Origin of the sequence: Flavobacterium sp. LHD-85 (assembly GCF_030929595.1) — a bacterium.
In the GTDB taxonomy this organism is placed as follows: Bacteria; Bacteroidota; Bacteroidia; order Flavobacteriales; family Flavobacteriaceae; genus Flavobacterium.
In genome coordinates this window covers 168,760-184,580 of sequence record NZ_JAVFVR010000005.1, presented here as the reverse complement: position 1 = coordinate 184,580, position 15,821 = coordinate 168,760, and the positions used below count along the sequence as shown (strand labels likewise).

The 15,821-nt window shown below is 30.5% G+C and carries 15 protein-coding genes; 4 read left to right on the top strand and 11 right to left on the bottom strand.

What is annotated here, in order from left to right:
• The first annotated feature begins 70 nt into the window (after positions 1-70).
• Both lptB and RB618_RS10725 read left to right on the top strand, forming a co-directional pair.
• Positions 71-811, top strand: a complete 741-nt coding sequence (gene lptB, locus RB618_RS10730) for an LPS export ABC transporter ATP-binding protein (RefSeq protein WP_111379889.1) — start codon at positions 71-73, stop codon at positions 809-811.
• Positions 812-884: 73 nt separating this feature from the next.
• On the top strand, positions 885-1,106 hold the full coding sequence (locus RB618_RS10725) for a DUF5808 domain-containing protein (RefSeq protein WP_095929367.1): 222 nt from the start codon (positions 885-887) through the stop codon (positions 1,104-1,106).
• Between the two features lie 22 nt (positions 1,107-1,128).
• Here RB618_RS10725 and RB618_RS10720 read toward each other — a convergent pair whose 3' ends face one another.
• Both RB618_RS10720 and RB618_RS10715 read right to left on the bottom strand, forming a co-directional pair.
• Positions 1,129-1,983 (bottom strand): glycoside hydrolase family 25 protein, encoded by an 855-nt coding sequence (locus RB618_RS10720; protein WP_308068725.1) that lies wholly within the window; start codon positions 1,981-1,983, stop codon positions 1,129-1,131.
• Between the two features lie 9 nt (positions 1,984-1,992).
• Positions 1,993-2,703: a CDP-alcohol phosphatidyltransferase family protein gene (locus RB618_RS10715; protein WP_308068724.1), complete on the bottom strand. Its 711-nt coding sequence runs from the start codon at positions 2,701-2,703 to the stop codon at positions 1,993-1,995.
• A gap of 276 nt (positions 2,704-2,979) precedes the next feature.
• On the opposite strand from RB618_RS10715, the gene RB618_RS10710 reads away from it, so the two are divergent.
• Entirely contained in the window at positions 2,980-3,963 is a 984-nt protein-coding gene (locus tag RB618_RS10710) for a PorV/PorQ family protein (RefSeq protein ID WP_308068880.1), read from the top strand.
• A 33-nt stretch (positions 3,964-3,996) separates the two neighbouring features.
• On the top strand, positions 3,997-5,133 hold the full coding sequence (locus tag RB618_RS10705; protein ID WP_308068723.1) for a DUF4105 domain-containing protein: 1,137 nt from the start codon (positions 3,997-3,999) through the stop codon (positions 5,131-5,133).
• 4 nt (positions 5,134-5,137) lie between these two features.
• Here RB618_RS10705 and RB618_RS10700 read toward each other — a convergent pair whose 3' ends face one another.
• The 9 genes from RB618_RS10700 to RB618_RS10660 all read right to left on the bottom strand — a co-directional run bounded on the left by RB618_RS10700 (position 5,138) and on the right by RB618_RS10660 (position 15,815).
• Positions 5,138-6,532, bottom strand: a complete 1,395-nt coding sequence (locus RB618_RS10700) for an exopolysaccharide biosynthesis polyprenyl glycosylphosphotransferase (RefSeq protein ID WP_308068722.1) — start codon at positions 6,530-6,532, stop codon at positions 5,138-5,140.
• Positions 6,533-6,595: 63 nt separating this feature from the next.
• Positions 6,596-7,936, bottom strand: coding sequence for an O-antigen ligase family protein (locus RB618_RS10695; RefSeq protein WP_308068721.1), 1,341 nt, complete (start codon positions 7,934-7,936; stop codon positions 6,596-6,598).
• On the bottom strand, positions 7,933-9,012 hold the full coding sequence (locus RB618_RS10690) for a glycosyltransferase (protein WP_308068720.1): 1,080 nt from the start codon (positions 9,010-9,012) through the stop codon (positions 7,933-7,935). Before RB618_RS10690 ends, RB618_RS10695 begins: the two co-directional genes overlap by 4 nt.
• A complete protein-coding gene (locus tag RB618_RS10685; protein WP_308068719.1) occupies positions 9,012-10,148 on the bottom strand; it encodes a glycosyltransferase in 1,137 nt (378 codons plus the stop codon). Before RB618_RS10685 ends, RB618_RS10690 begins: the two co-directional genes overlap by 1 nt.
• Before the next feature lie 3 nt (positions 10,149-10,151).
• Positions 10,152-11,228, bottom strand: a complete 1,077-nt coding sequence (locus RB618_RS10680) for a glycosyltransferase (protein WP_308068718.1) — start codon at positions 11,226-11,228, stop codon at positions 10,152-10,154.
• The gene (locus RB618_RS10675) at positions 11,225-12,229 is read right to left on the bottom strand and encodes a glycosyltransferase (RefSeq protein ID WP_308068717.1); all 1,005 of its coding nucleotides are present in this window, start codon (positions 12,227-12,229) and stop codon (positions 11,225-11,227) included. The genes RB618_RS10680 and RB618_RS10675 overlap by 4 nt, the downstream gene beginning before the upstream one ends.
• Positions 12,230-12,232: 3 nt before the next feature.
• A complete protein-coding gene (locus tag RB618_RS10670) occupies positions 12,233-13,771 on the bottom strand; it encodes a glycosyltransferase family A protein (protein ID WP_308068716.1) in 1,539 nt (512 codons plus the stop codon).
• Complete coding sequence (locus tag RB618_RS10665) at positions 13,768-14,931, bottom strand: glycosyltransferase family 4 protein (RefSeq protein WP_308068715.1); 1,164 nt, start codon at positions 14,929-14,931, stop codon at positions 13,768-13,770. The genes RB618_RS10670 and RB618_RS10665 overlap by 4 nt, the downstream gene beginning before the upstream one ends.
• Before the next feature lie 2 nt (positions 14,932-14,933).
• Positions 14,934-15,815: a hypothetical protein gene (locus RB618_RS10660; protein ID WP_308068714.1), complete on the bottom strand. Its 882-nt coding sequence runs from the start codon at positions 15,813-15,815 to the stop codon at positions 14,934-14,936.
• Between the last annotated feature and the right edge of the window lie 6 nt (positions 15,816-15,821).

Genomic DNA, 15,821 nt, shown 5'->3' with positions numbered 1-15,821 from the left:
ACAGAGATAATAATTATCTCATTATCAAATTGACACATTATCTAATTAAGATATTATCTAATTAAAAAAAATGAAGCTAAGAGCCGATAATTTAATCAAAACCTATAAAGGACGAAGCGTTGTAAAAGGAATTTCTGTTGAAGTAAATCAAGGAGAAATTGTAGGGCTTTTGGGTCCAAATGGAGCTGGAAAAACAACGTCTTTCTATATGATTGTAGGATTGGTAAAACCAAATCAAGGAAACATTTTTCTTGATGATTTAAACATTACCGACTATCCGATGTACAAACGTGCTCAACAAGGAATTGGTTATTTGGCACAAGAAGCTTCTGTTTTTAGAAAATTAAGCATTGAAGACAATATTTTGAGCGTTTTACAATTGACTAAACTTTCTAAAGAAGAGCAAATTGCCAAAATGGAAAGTTTAATTGAAGAATTCAGTTTAGAACACATTCGCACCAACCGAGGCGATTTACTTTCTGGAGGTGAGCGCCGTCGTACAGAAATTGCCCGCGCATTGGCCACCGATCCAAAATTTATTTTATTGGATGAGCCTTTTGCTGGAGTTGACCCTGTTGCGGTTGAAGATATTCAGCGAATTGTAGCGCAGTTAAAAAATAAAAACATCGGAATCTTAATTACCGATCACAACGTTCAAGAAACTCTAGCTATTACTGATAAAACATATCTAATGTTTGAAGGAGGAATTCTTAAAGCTGGAGTTCCAGAAGAACTGGTAGAAGACGAAATGGTTCGTCGTGTTTATCTTGGACAAAACTTCGAGCTTCGTAAAAAGAAATTGGAGTTTTAAAAAGTATTCAGTCTCAGTTGTCAGTCACAGTGAACACTGAATACTGTGACCGAGACTGTAAACTAATTTACAAATGAAATCAGAAAAACCAACTCAGGAAGATTACGACAATTGGCACAAAGACCCAAAGAATTGGTATTTCTTCAACACCTGTTATTATAACCCAAAAGACAAAAGATTGCTCCCTCCCAAAAAGATTCAATGGATGGGCTATACTATAAATTTTGCAAATCCGTATTCTGTAATGCTCTTATTGCCTTTTATAATAATTGTTATTTTGGTTTTATTGAAATAAATCTAAGTTTTATAAACGAAAGTTATTCAACCGTAATAAAATGCAATTGTTCTAAATCGCCATTGTAGATATTAACATCAACACGATGCTTGATTCCTGGCAAAGAAGCTTTTTCTGTAAATTGCCAAAACAACCAATCATCTTCAATTTTTTCTCTGTAGAAATTATAATTGGCTATCCAAAACAAATAATCTCCAAATTCTTCTTTTAAAAAATCCGAATAATACCGTTCTCCCGAATAAATGATTGGACGAACTTGATAGTGTTTTTCAACTTTAACGAGCCAACGCTTTAATCCTTTTTTCAAACTGTCTAAAGATTGATTTTTAGGCAATTTCTCGATATCTAAAACTGGCGGAAGATCTCCTTTTTGCAATTTTACTGTTTTGATAAAAAGATCGGCCTGCTCTATTGAATTTTCGTTTGGACGATAATAGTGATAGGCACCACGCATTATCTTATTCTCTTTTGCGCCTTCCCAATTTCTTTTAAACTGTCTATCAACACGGTCATTTCCAGCAGTTGCACGAATGAAAACAAATTGAACAGGATATTTTTCATCCAAAATTTCAACTTCTTCCCAATCTACCTTGCCTTGAAATTCAGAAACGTCAATTCCAATAACTTTTCCTTTATGATTTTCGAGAACTCTAATATTTCGCACATCAGAAAGATGTTTGTCTACCTCATCTTCATCTAAAACTTTTTCGGTTTTAAAACCTAAATAATAAGCAAGCCCCTTGCGATAATGATAAATTATCCCAATGAATAAAAGTGCGAAAAAAATCAATAAAAGTCCTCGAAAAAGTCTGCTTAGAAAAGATCTTCCAGCTGGTTTTCTTGAATAAGTTTTACGATAAGTCGTTTTTCTTGCCATTAAACAGAATTACTTTTTCAAAAAAAGATTATTAATGATCGACAAGAACACGTAAAAAGCAATAATCAATGGAATTGCAATGTAATGAAGCAAAACAATCATTAATACCGAAATAATCAAAAACACAATTTGAAGCGCGTTTTCTTTCAAACTGAATTTTTTAATTTTTAAAGCAAACAACGGAATTTCAGCATTTAAAATATAAGCACTGCACAATGTTATTACTAATAAAACCCACTGATTGGTCAAAATTTCCAAAACCATCAAAGAATCTGAAAAAGAGATAACCAAAGGAAGACTTAAAATAAATAAAGCGTTCGCAGGTGTTGGCAGTCCGATGAAAGAATCAGTCTGACGTGTATCGATATTAAAATTAGCCAAACGATAGCAAGATCCTAAAGTGATAATAAATCCTAAAAACGGAATTGCTGGATGTGTTCCAAATTCGTGAGCACTATTAGTAAACATGCTATACATAACATATCCTGGCGTTACTCCACTTGTTACCATATCAGCAAGAGAATCTAACTGCAAGCCAAGCGGACTTGACACTTTAAACAATCTGGCAAAAAAGCCATCAAAGAAATCAAAAAAGATTCCTAAGCAAACCATATAAAAAGCCATTAAATAATTGTTCTGAGAAACATACACAATTGCAACGCAACCGCAAAAAAGATTAATTAATGTAATTAGATTTGGAATATGCTTTTTAATGTTCATAGCTTAAAAATTTGATAATGGTAGAGAACAAATTTAGTATAATAACTCGATGCAAAACGAGTTTTTTCAAGAGTTTTTTATTTCTAAACGTGACTTTGGGAATATTTAAGCAAAGGAACTTATTAGATGAGTAAAATATTATATTTTTGATAAAAATTTTAAAACAGGCCTCGATCTGCAAAAACATATACGTTGAAGAAATATTTAGTGTTTTTATTCTTTTGGAGTTGTACTTTTCAGTATGCGCAAACCGCTCGAAAATATTCGAATGAATTTATGAATATTGGGGTTGATGCCGCAGCTCTTGGAATGGCAAGTGCCGTAACTGCTTCTTCAAATGATGTAAATGCTGTTTACTGGAATCCGGCAGGTTTGACACATCTTGAAGATCATCAAATTGCTTTAATGCACGCTAGCTATTTTGCCAATATTGCACAATACGATTACATTGGTTATGCAAGTCCCATTGATGAAAGAAGTGCTTGGGGAATTTCGATGATTCGTTTTGGAGTTGATGACATCATGGACACAACGCAATTAATCGATAATCAAGGAAATATAGATTACAATAGAATCAGCCTCTTCTCTACGGCAGATTATGGTTTTACTTTTTCTTATGCTCGAAAACTTCCTGTTGACGGGTTTCAATATGGTGTAAATGCAAAAGTAATTCGAAGAATAATTGGAAAATTTGCGAATTCGTGGGGTTTTGGATTTGATATTGGACTTCAATTTGAAAAAAATGATTGGAAGTTTGGTTTAATGCTTCGCGACATCACTACAACTTACAACGTCTGGAATATTGATGAAGAAGAATATGAAAAAATCGCTAATGCAATTCCAGGAGAAAACAATACTTTACCAGAAAGCACTGAAATAACATTGCCAAAAGCACAATTGGGCGTTTCAAAACGATTTGATTTTCACAATGAATGCAGTCTTGTAACTTCTGCTAATTTAAACATGAGATTTGAGCAAACCAATGATATCATCTCTTCAAAAGCAGTAAGTATAGACCCAGCTCTAGGGTTTGAGTTTGGCTATACCGATTTGGTTTTCGTACGTGCTGGTGCAGGAAACTTTCAGAATGTAACACAATTGGATAATACTGAAAAAGTAAATTTTCAACCTAATATTGGTTTAGGTTTTAGATATAAAGGCATACAAATTGATTACGCTTTGACCGATTTAGGAAATCAAAGCACCGCTTTGTATTCTAATATCTTTTCGTTGAAAGTAGATTTAGGTATCTTTAGATAATTAGAAACCATAAAACATTTAAAATTTTAAATCATGAAAACTGTCATGTTCAAAAAAGCACTTTTTATTTTATTATTCTTAACCGGTTTTATTGGTTTCAGCCAGAGTTTAGCTTTATCGAAAGACGCTAAAATAAGTATTTTGACTTGCGGTCTTGGAAATGAAACATATTCTTATTTTGGACATACGGGAATTAGAGTTTTAGATCCTACAAACAATTTTGACGTTGTTTACAATTACGGAACTTTTGATTTTAGAACTCCGAATTTTGTTCTAAAGTTTGCTAAAGGAGATTTGCAATATTTTGCAACTGTGCATTCGTATGCAGATTTTTTTAATGAATACACTTACGAGAAAAGAAGCATTTATGAGCAGGAATTACTGATATCTCAAGATTTAAAACAAAAACTTTTTAATCAGTTAAATGCAGTTTTAGATTCTGAAGAGCGTTATTACACTTATAAATTCATCGATAGAAACTGCACTTCGATGGTTGTTGATGTGGTGAATAAAACTTTAGGCGAAAATGTAATTGTCAAAAAAGAAGATACAGACAAAACCTATCGTTCTATCCTATTTCCTTATTTTGATGGTCATTTTTACGATCAATTGGGCACCAGCATTATTTTTGGAACTAAAGTTGATCAAATGGGAACTAGAATTTTTCTTCCTTTTGAATTGAAAAACAGTTTAGACAAAACCACTTTCCAGAACAAACCTCTTGCTGCCAAAAGTAAAACGTTATTAGAATTTACAAAAGAAACCCCAAAATCTTGGTGGAATAATATCTATACATATCTTTTTATTCTACTTTTTGTAATCTTTGCTAGAAACAAAATAGTCGATAAAATCTACTTTGTGATTTTATCTCTTATTGGGATATTCTTCGTTATTATGGGATTTTATTCTTTTCACCAAGAACTGGCGATGAATTATAATGTATTGCTTTTTAGTCCGCTTTTATTGCTTTTAGTTTTGTTTTCTATTTTCAAAAACAAACTATGGACTTATAGATTTTCGTTGATCAACTTTGTAATACTTGTGATTTACTTTTTATTCCTAATCAATAAAGCACATTTCTTCATCACTTTACCATTGATTATTACAAGCGGAGTGGTTTTAGTGCGAACAGCTATTCGCAACAAAAAACCAATTCCGATTATAATTTAAAAATTTATTGGCCTCTGTAGAATAAAACTGTAGTAATGGTTTTGAACGTAATACTCAAATCTAGAAATATACTTCTGTGTTTGATGTAATAAAGATCATATTGCAACTTTACTAAACTTTCGTCTATTGATTCTCCATAAGAATAATTAACCTGTGCCCAGCCAGTGAGTCCAGGTTTAATTACATGACGTGTTTCATAAAAAGGCATTACAGCAGCAATTTCTTCAACAAAAAATGGTCGTTCAGGCCTTGGTCCAATTACTCCCATGTCTCCTTTTAAAACATTAATAAACTGAGGAAATTCGTCCATTCTAGACTTTCGCATAAATTTACCAAAAGGAGTAACTCTTTTATCATTGTGAGCAGCAAAAACAGCTCCATTTGTTTCTGAGTTCTCGGTCATAGTCCTAAACTTGTAGATCTTGAAAACTATTCCGTTTTTACCAACCCTTTCTTGAGTATAAAAAAGACTTCCTTTGTTGGCGAAAAAATTACAAACAAAAATTATCGGAACAAAAACTAGACTAATTAAAAGCCCCAAAATAGAAAAAATAATTTCTATAAGACGCACAAAAAACAAATACAGTTTATTGCTATTACTTCTGCTAAAGGGGAAAAATCGATAAAAATCTCTTTCTATATGATGAACAGGAATTCGCTGTGTTTTGCTTTCGTAAACTTGAGTGTATTCACGTATAATATATCCTTTTTCTAATAAATGAAGCAACTGCTGATACAAATCTGGAGTTATACCATCTGTTTTCTGAGAAGCAATTACAATTTCTGAGACATTGTGTGTAGACACAAAACGTTCTAAATCTTCTCTCTTTATTTCGTTTACATAATGAAAATCTAAATTCTCATCTGTAACAGAATCCGAACTAACAAAACCAATAATTTTATAATGCGGATCGACATTTTCCAGTCCTAAAACTAATTCTTCAACTTCACTCTGATCGCAAATCAAAACAACGTTTTGCGAAAAACGATGAGATGCTAAAAAGTAGCAATAAAATAAGCGCCAAAGCAGTAATGTAATTAGTATTGCAAAGTAAAATATTACTATTACCAATCTTTGTTTGGGCAGTACAGGAGAAAGAACTGGCGTAAGCAAATAAGCCAAAACAGTGGCGGTAGCAGTAAAAACAACGTTTTGCAGAATCTGAAGATGATTGCTTGCTACTTGTAAATTGTAGATTTCGAATATTACGCCAAAGGCATAAAGATAGCTGACTAATAAAAGTATACTGAGCGAGCTACTTAAATCAAAGGCGAAATAATGATAATCGAAGATTGCGCTTAATAAATATAAAGCAAATAGAATAAAAACAGCATCGAAAGAAAGGAGCAGTATTTTCCTCTCCGAAATTTCGAAATGCATTTTCTTTTTTGATAACATCACTAATAGGTTTTAATTTGGTTAGGGCAAAGCAAATGTATCGTAAAAAAAATAACTAATCTATTAATTTTCTGTTTCTTCAGGGATTTTTATTTGAACTGAAAGAAGGCATAATGCATATACAAAAGCCGGGGCAGCTGTTCGCATTGCTGCGTGATTTATTGTCAGCAACCAAAAAGCATAAAACGATAAAAAATATAGGTGTTGCCTATTGTTAATATAAACTACAAATGGAGTAATCAACAATACTAAGAAAGCCAGAATACCAAATAAACCATGTTCCGCTAGTAATCTTGTAATTTCATTATGTGCTGCCACTTCAACTCCTATTTTATCTAGTCTTTTAGATTTCCCCATTCCTGCACCAACTCCAAAAATGGGGCTGTCTGTAAAAAGAGAAAAATCAGCATCCATTATCTCTTCCCTTCCCCCTAAACGATCTTTTTTAGATCTACCTCTTGCATCTTCATTTGCATATCGTTTATCAATTAACCCTTTGGTTTGCAACGAACTATACATCCATACACCAATCCCCAACAAGGCTGTTAAAATAAAAACGAACATTAGCTTTTTTTTTCCTGCGAAAGTAGAATAGTAGTATACTACCGCCATAAGAAGAATTATCATAACTACAGCTGTAATAATACCTCCTCTAGAAAATGTCACAATCCCTCTAAAGCTTATAAATACTAACAGGCCTCCATTAATAATAATGTCAAATTTAGATTTTGAAAAAAAGACTAATTGAGTAAAAAAAATAAACATTCCTAATCCCAATATTGTTGAAACTTGATTCGGTCCAAATCCTCCTGAAGTTTCAAAATTAGATTGGGTTCCCATTACAACATTTTGAATGTTTGGAGTATATAAGAACAAATAAACTGTTGTTGTTATGATTGGATACCCGATCATCAATATTATCTTTTGAAGTTTATCAAACAAAATAGGCCTTTTAAACATATACATTGCACATATACTTAAACAAACCGGTCCAGATAAATTAAGAATCAAGGCTTTTTTAAAATCTAAATTGATATCTGCGTCAGTTACCGTAACAAAGAGACCAGGAATCAATAACATTAAAAAAAGAAGGTACAATAAACCATTTCTAGAAAAATTATTATAAATCATCCCTAAGAGCATAAAAAAAACTACAGAAAATTTAACATATTCATTATTAAAGTTCCCTCCTGTCATGCGTAAAAAGACCTCTGCTCCTATTAAATAAGCACAAACGTAAAGCACTTCGTCATTTTTATTTTTATTTTTATAAACATAATAAATACCAACGACTAGAATTAAAAATGCATAAATTTTTGATACAAAAGGAAGCACAAAAACCAATAATGCAATTAAAGCATGCAGTAAAACTAACGCTAGATAAATAATTTTTGTATTCTTCATTTTTCTATCTTACTATATTCTAAAATTATTGTTTCAATAACTATATCCGCTTCATAATTATCCGCAACTATTTTTTTCAAATTAACAGCTATATTATTTCGTAAACTTTCATTCTCGGTTATTTTTTTAAGTTGAGATAGCAGTTCTTGTTTGCATAAAGGATTAAACAACAACCCCGTTTCTTTATCTTTAATAATTTCTGAACAAAAACCAACATTTGTACTAATTACACCAAGCTTAGCTTTACCATACTCTATTAATGTAACGGGAAAACCTTCGAAAGTTGATGCCAAAATACCAACTGAAGCTTGCTTTAGAATAAAACTGACATCATTTCTTGCTCCATACAAATGCACATGATTATATAAATCTTTAGATTTTATAAAATCTTTTAGATTTTGCGAGTATAAATCAAAGTAATCTTTTCCAATTAAATGAAGGCTCCAGCCTAAATCAAATAATTTCAGTTCAAAAAAAGCTTCTAAAACTGTAAAATGATTTTTAGGTTTTTTTAGGTTGGCAAGAAAAACTATTCGTTTCCCTTCTGAGCCTTGTAAAACTGTTGTTTGTTCAACAAATTGAGTTTCCTGAATAAAATTAGGAATAAAAACAACTTTTTTACAGTGCATATATTTTTGGCTCCACTCCCTTAATTGCTTATTTACAACAAAAATCGAAATAAAAAATACAGAAGAAAACCTCAAAACCTTATTTTCTTTTTTTGATTCACTTATTCTCGGCCCATAGTGATCATGCCAAATTATCCTAATTTTAGGATAAATAAATTTCACCAAAACAGCAATAAAGAAGGAAGAGCTATGTGCATGAATTATATCTACCTTATTTTTTTTTATAAAACTTTTTAATCGAAAAGCTGCTTTCAAATCAAGACTGCTTTTCTTATTCAAGAATAAATAATGTACACTTTTATTTACTTGATTTAAAAGTGATCCTTCACAGCGGGTTACAACTAAACCAGAAAATTCAATTTTTTCAGAAAGTTTATTGGCATAATTTACTGCCATTCTTTCTGCCCCACCTACTTCTAAAGAATCTATTATTTGAACAATTCTCATTAATCTGCTATTGTTTTAGGCAGTAGTACCTTTTTAATTTCTTCCTGAAATACATTTAAAGTATATCTTCGTGACCAATTCAGTGCTTTTAAGCTTTTAAAATCAAAAGCTTTTTTGTCAAATATTATTCTTTCCAGCTGCTGAATATCTTTATCGGCATCCATTTCTAACAATATACCTCTTTCACCATTATCAATCATGTAAGGTACACACGAAACTTTTGTACCAATAGGCAAGCATCCCCAAAACATTCCTTCTGCAATTGCTTTTGGCCAACCTTCACTATTAGACGGCAGTATTACAAAATGACTTTTTATATAAGCCTCTTTAACAGCCTCTTTATTCTGATTTCCTTTTAAGAAAATAAAATCTTCTAAATGATTTGTTTGAATATATCTTTCTAGATTACTTTTCTCTGGGCCTTCTCCGTACATTTCTAATGTAGCGTTATGACCTAATTTTATTAATTGACCTAATAGTTCAACTGCATATAATGGATTTTTTCCAATTACTAAACTCCCAACAAAAATAAATTTAACTCCCAAATCCAATCTGCTTTTCTCTACCTCTTTTTTCTCAGACTCCGAGTAAGTAGCTGTAAAAAATGATTTTATATTTTTAGATTGATTTTCCCATTCTCCATATACCAAAACCTGCATATTTCTAGTCAAAAAGCTATTATTTAAAATACGTTTTTGTAATTTATATGTCCAAGGCTGATTACTTTTTGGATCCCAATTTCCGGCGTATTTTGCTGTTTTATTTTTATATGGAAAAAAAATTTGAACGATACATCCAATTAAGCCTATATTTCCTGGGCATCTTAAATGAATATGATCCGCTTGACGCATTGCAAGAAAAATTTGCCAAAATATTATTGGCAGTTTAAAAAGCGCAAAAAATCTACTCCTTATAGTAGTAAAACTAAAACTCGCAACTCTTTTAAAATTAATGACATCAAACTTGTAGGCTAAATCAATAGGAGTTATATTTCTATTTTCGAGAGGGGCCAAAATATCTAACTGATCTACATATTGTAACCAAACATTCATTTCATTAATGTATGGTCCATAACCAAAATATCGATTTTTGTCTTTCGTATGAATAACACTTGTAATTATGAGAAATTTATTCATAATCTATCTGATTAAACTATTAAAAAAAGACCAATCTCTTTCTACAGCGAAGTCTGTTTCATAATTTTTCTGAAAGTGCTTAAATCCATTTAATGCCAATTCATCTCTTAAAGCTGGCTGTTTTATTGATTTAATAATTTTTTCTGCTAAGTCATGTTCGTTACTTGTTTCAAATAGAAAGCCAGTCTTATTATCCTGAATAATTTCCTTAATACCCGTATTGTTTGAACCTATCACCATTGTTTTCATACTCATAGCTTCAATTACAGTAAAACCAAAACCCTCTGAAAGACTTGGAACCACAGCCAAATAAGAGTTTTTAAAAGTTTCTAATACTTTAACCTTAGGCTGATTCCCTTTAAAAATTACACGTTGACCAATTTTTAGGTCATCAACCAACTTCTTCAATTTTTTTTCTTCTTGACCTCCTCCAAGAATTATAAGCTTAAAATCTGGAAACTGCGGACAAACCATAGAAAATGCTTTAATAAGAACATCAACGCCTTTTTGGCTATATAAACGTCCTACATAAACAATTGTTTTATAGTTTTCTTTTTCATCTTCATTTATTGTCGAATATAAATCTTTGACTGAATTTGGTAAAACCTTAATCTTGCTTTCACAGACATAATAATTTTTTATTGCATCTTCTTTAGTCGCCTTAGAATTTGTGACAATTGTCGTAGCTAGTCTGTAAGCAAAGGATTTTCTATACAGCAAACTTTTTTTTTGTCTAAAATGAGTTGATATTGTACTGATCCAAGCAACTCTAAATTTTACTCTGCACAAAAAACCTACAATTAAAAAAATATTAACCGAACCAAAAACTGATATTGTCATTATTGGCCTATATTTTTTAATGTTTTCATATAAAAAGATTCCATCAGCAAATTTTGTTGGACGCTTTGAGGGCCAATATTTAATAATAATGTCTTCACTTATAGAAATAGTTTCATTAAGTTTTACATCTGAGAATACAACTATTTGATAATCTTGTTTAAACTTTTCAGCTAATGAAACATAATAATCTGATATTGAAGTATTTCCCAAAGAAAAAGAAATAAATATTGTTTTTTTCATATTTCTAAACGAGGTTTATTGAATAATAAACTAAAAAAACCAGCCAATCGTCCTAATGTTTCAGTCAAAGCTTCTTTTCTATTGTTAGAACTTGTAATAATATTTATACCTCTAATAAGAGTTAATAAAATAGTTATCAAATTCCATTTTAGACGATCATTAAATTTTGGATTAGGATTTTTTACTCTCCACACATACCATCCATTTCTTACAACCATTTTTCCATATTTATACTTATTTGGTCGGCCCGATTCATCATGAAAATGAAATAATTTTGCTGCTGTATTTAAGTATAATTTCCCTTGTTTTGAAACTCGTAATGTAAAATCTGCATCTTCATACAAGCCATAACCTTCAAAATAAGTTGAAAATGAAAATTGCGAAAAAACAGCTTTTCTAAAAGACGATATTCCTCCCATTAACTGCTCTGTCTGATAAATTTTTCCACTCGGAGGCAAGAAGCCAACACTTCTTCCATGAGAAAAATTAGGAGAAAAACCTGGAGGGCAATCACTATCTAAATGCAACTTTTTTCTAAGTATAAAACGACTTCCATCTTTACGTTTCCATCCATCATAATAAAATTCTGCAATGTTAGTCACATAGTTCTCAGGAACTTTTTCCCATTTAATTTCATTCGAAGTATAACCACCAACACCTAAAGCTTCTGGAAACAAAACATACGTCTGCAGTAATTTTTCAAAGTAATCAGACTCCAATACTGTATCATCGTCTAAAAAACATACAATTTCTATATCATATCCGACCTTAGAAATTCCAAAATTACGCTGTTTGGTTAATCCTCTTTCTTGTTCTGAAACTAAAAAATATTTTAAATTCTTAAAATCATTTTTATCTAAAGCTATTTTTGTTTCTTCATTTAATGATCCATCAATGATTAAAATTTCATCTGGATATTTACTTTGAATATTTACTGAGTTCAACAATTTAACTAAAGACTCTGGGCGCATATATGTACAAATAATCAATGAAAATTTCATTTTCTAGCTATTTAGTTTGTTAGCCCAATATAAACTTTGTAACCACTGTTTTTTGTAATTAAAATAATATTGGATTGGATTTTTAGTTTTTTGAACTCTGTAATACTTAAAGAACAAAACAGTGCGATAGCCATCAATTTGTTCTTGAGTTAAATGCAAAACCTTGTATAACATTACTGTAGGAGACGGTTTAGGCTGAATTTTTTCATTTGCCCAAGCCAAAATATGTTTTGTTCTAAAACCACCAATTGGTGCCTTTAAATGAAGAATTTCTGGTTGCGGAGAATAGATAATATCATACCCTAAATTTCTTAGCTGCATTCCAAAATCACCGTCTTCTCCATAGCCAAATTCAAAACTCATATTATAAGAAAGTGTTTTTATATTCTCGGTCTTTACAATACTGCACCCCGAACCGAAACTACCCCATTGAAATTTCTGTTTTATTTTTTTATGTGAAGAATAATCAGGTTGATAGCATCCTAAAGTAATTTGTTCAAACCCTTCTTTTTTAATTACCTGAAATGTTTCTTCCAAAAAGTCTGCTTCTATTCGAATATCATCATCTGCCATAAATACCCATTCACTTTTCACTTCTTTCAGTGCCAAATTTCTTGCGTTACATGCTCCAGTTTGATGCGTAAAAATATGTATAATTTTAAATGGCCAATTTTCATTCAAAATATAATCAAGTTCTGTGATAGTCTCTGGAACAGGATTTTGCTCCACAATAACAATATTTATAGGCAAAAATGTTTGCAAGGAAAAGTCTTTTAGAGTATCATATAAATATTTCTTTCGTCCAATTGTCGGAATAATCACATCTATAGTTCCTTCTTTAATTACTTTATTTTTAGATTCTGTTTTAATATTATGGAATGTATCCGTTTTGAGATATCTTTTCTTGTAAAAAAAACACATTAAAAAAGGAAAAACAGCCAATATTCTTTTATAAAGAAACAGATCCAAAAAAAGTAAAAATATCCAACGGGTTTTATAATGCTGTTTTACAAATCTAAAAAGAAGATTTTTATCCTCTTTATACTTTGGGAATATTTGCGGACAGTCTTTTAATAATTTAGGGTCAGAATAACATAATAACCCTTTTGACATTCCTAACCTTGCTATTGAGTTTAAAAAATAGTCAAAATTTGGATCTATCTTTATCTGGTTCTTTAAAAGCAATAAAATAGAAGCATGAATTCCTCCTACATTGCTGCTCATCATCCAGGTTGGGTAGCTTACTTCTTTATTTATTTTTAAAAAAGGCGACGAATCTACATATCCAATAGTATCAGAAATAAAATTATTTGGAGATAAATTATAGGAAGCCATTATCTTTTCTTGATGAAAAATTTCATCAATTTTTTCAACATTAAGATAAAATTCTAATGAGATATGACTCCAGATAATTAAATCTTGCGGAAATTCCTCTGCGATTTCAATTAAATTTTTAGCAATACTTTTCTTTTCAGAGAAAACATTTTTTGTTTTTGCTCCAACTTTAACTATTTTATTATTTTGATGATAAACAATAATCACTGCGCCTTTTTATTGGAGTTTATAATATTTTGATAAAAACTAATGTTTTCAAAAACAAGGTTATTTATATTAAATTTTTCTTCTACTCGTTCTCTAGCATTTTTTCCTAATTGTAAGACCAAAGAATCATCTTTAAATAATTGCGTAATTCTTTCAGCATATAAATTATGATTTGAAGGATGTACAAGATAACCGCTTTCTCCATCTATTATAAGTTCTTGTGACCAGCCAATATTACTATTTACAATTGCTTTTTGCATTGCCATAGCTTCTATGGTCACCATTCCTAAAGTTTCTGCATAAGTTGGAAACACACATACATTCGCGCATTTTATATAATCCTGAATCTCGTTGTATGAAATTTTCCCAAGATAGTTTACATTACCTAAATCATCTTTAGTGAATAGATCTTGCATTAAATTCCAAGTCGATTTAGAATTGGTTTTTACATCAAAAGAATCACTCCCAATTAAAAGCAGTTTTGCCTCAGGAAAAGCTTGACGTACCTTATTAAAAATATCGGGTAGTTCTAAAACTCCTTTTTTCCTGATTAAAGTGCCAATATAAAGAATCGTATTTTTTGTGAACTTTTCTGGACAATTGTTTTCAAACTTCTCAAGATCTAAACCATTATGAATTGTCAAGATTTCTTTTTTCTTTATTCTAAAAAGCTTTTCCGAAAGTTCACCCGCGAAGTTTGTAGGTGCAATAAACCCATTTGCTTGATTTATAGCCAATTTTTCAAACCAGAAATTTTTAAGTTTTTGTTTTCTATTTTCTAAGTGACAGAAATAGGTGTCGCTTCCATGAAAACGAATTACTAAAGGAATTTCAAAACGCATAAATGCGGTGGTTCCAGTCCAATCTGCAGCTTCAATTACATCAATACTCTCTTGTTTTATGATTTGATTACAGAATTTCTCAATATGTTTACGATACAAATACCATCCTAAAAATTTATATTTTTTCTTTTTTATACAATAAATTCTAATGCCACTATCATCAAATATATCCTGTATAGGCTGATCATAAATAAAAATAGTAATTGTGTTTCCAGAATTATGTAATGATGTAGCCAAATTTTTAATACTGGTCCCAATTCCTGCTGATTGTGCAATATTAGGATGGGGGTATTCTGGAGTAAGAAAAGCTATATGCATAACTATTTATAAAAAAAATCTTTAATAATTCTTGCTGTAAATAATCTAGCCCCATCATTTGACATATGACCACAAGAAGAAAAATACTTGTCTTCTACAACTGTATTTTCATAGTTATAAATTTCTGGATACAGTTGATTCACTTTTTTAAAATAATCTTTTCCAACAGCATTTTCACACATTGGAGTCATGACTGCGATAAGTTTAATACTATTTAATTTGCATATTTTTCTAATTTCCTCATAATATCTATTTCTTTTAGGTTGAAAATCTAGAATTTCAGCTTTCAAATTCCCATTATTATCAGGCAATGAATTATAACCCCCATTATCAAGTTCTTTGCTTTTTCTATTTAGGACATTAAAAAGCATTTCTCTAAAACCAATTTTTGTGTCAAATTTTAAATATCTGTAAAAAGGGACATAATAAAGAATATTAAAATCATTTTGGTTTTCAAAATGTTCTTTAATCAATGATGAATCATGCAAATACGGCAAAAATTTTAAAGATGTTCCATCTGACTTTTCTTCAGTTCTTAATGTCACATCAACATCAATTATTACAGTTTTAATTTTATTGTTTTTCTCTAAAAGCAATTTTAAAATCAGATCAGATTCAAATAACTTCGACCCTTGCATTCCAAAATTAAATGCTTTTAAGCCTTTATCTGTAAACATTTGTGTCACAAAATGATTATTTGCTCTTGACGAACCTAATATTACAACATCATATTCTGTTGGTGGAGAGTTATAAACAAAACCTATTTTATCTCTTTTATTTGATTGCAGAAAAAAATAGGAATAAATTTTATCCATTACTAACATCAAAATAAGAGTTAATATCAAAATTTTTAAAATATAAAATAAAAATTTCTTTAAAGACATATAAGC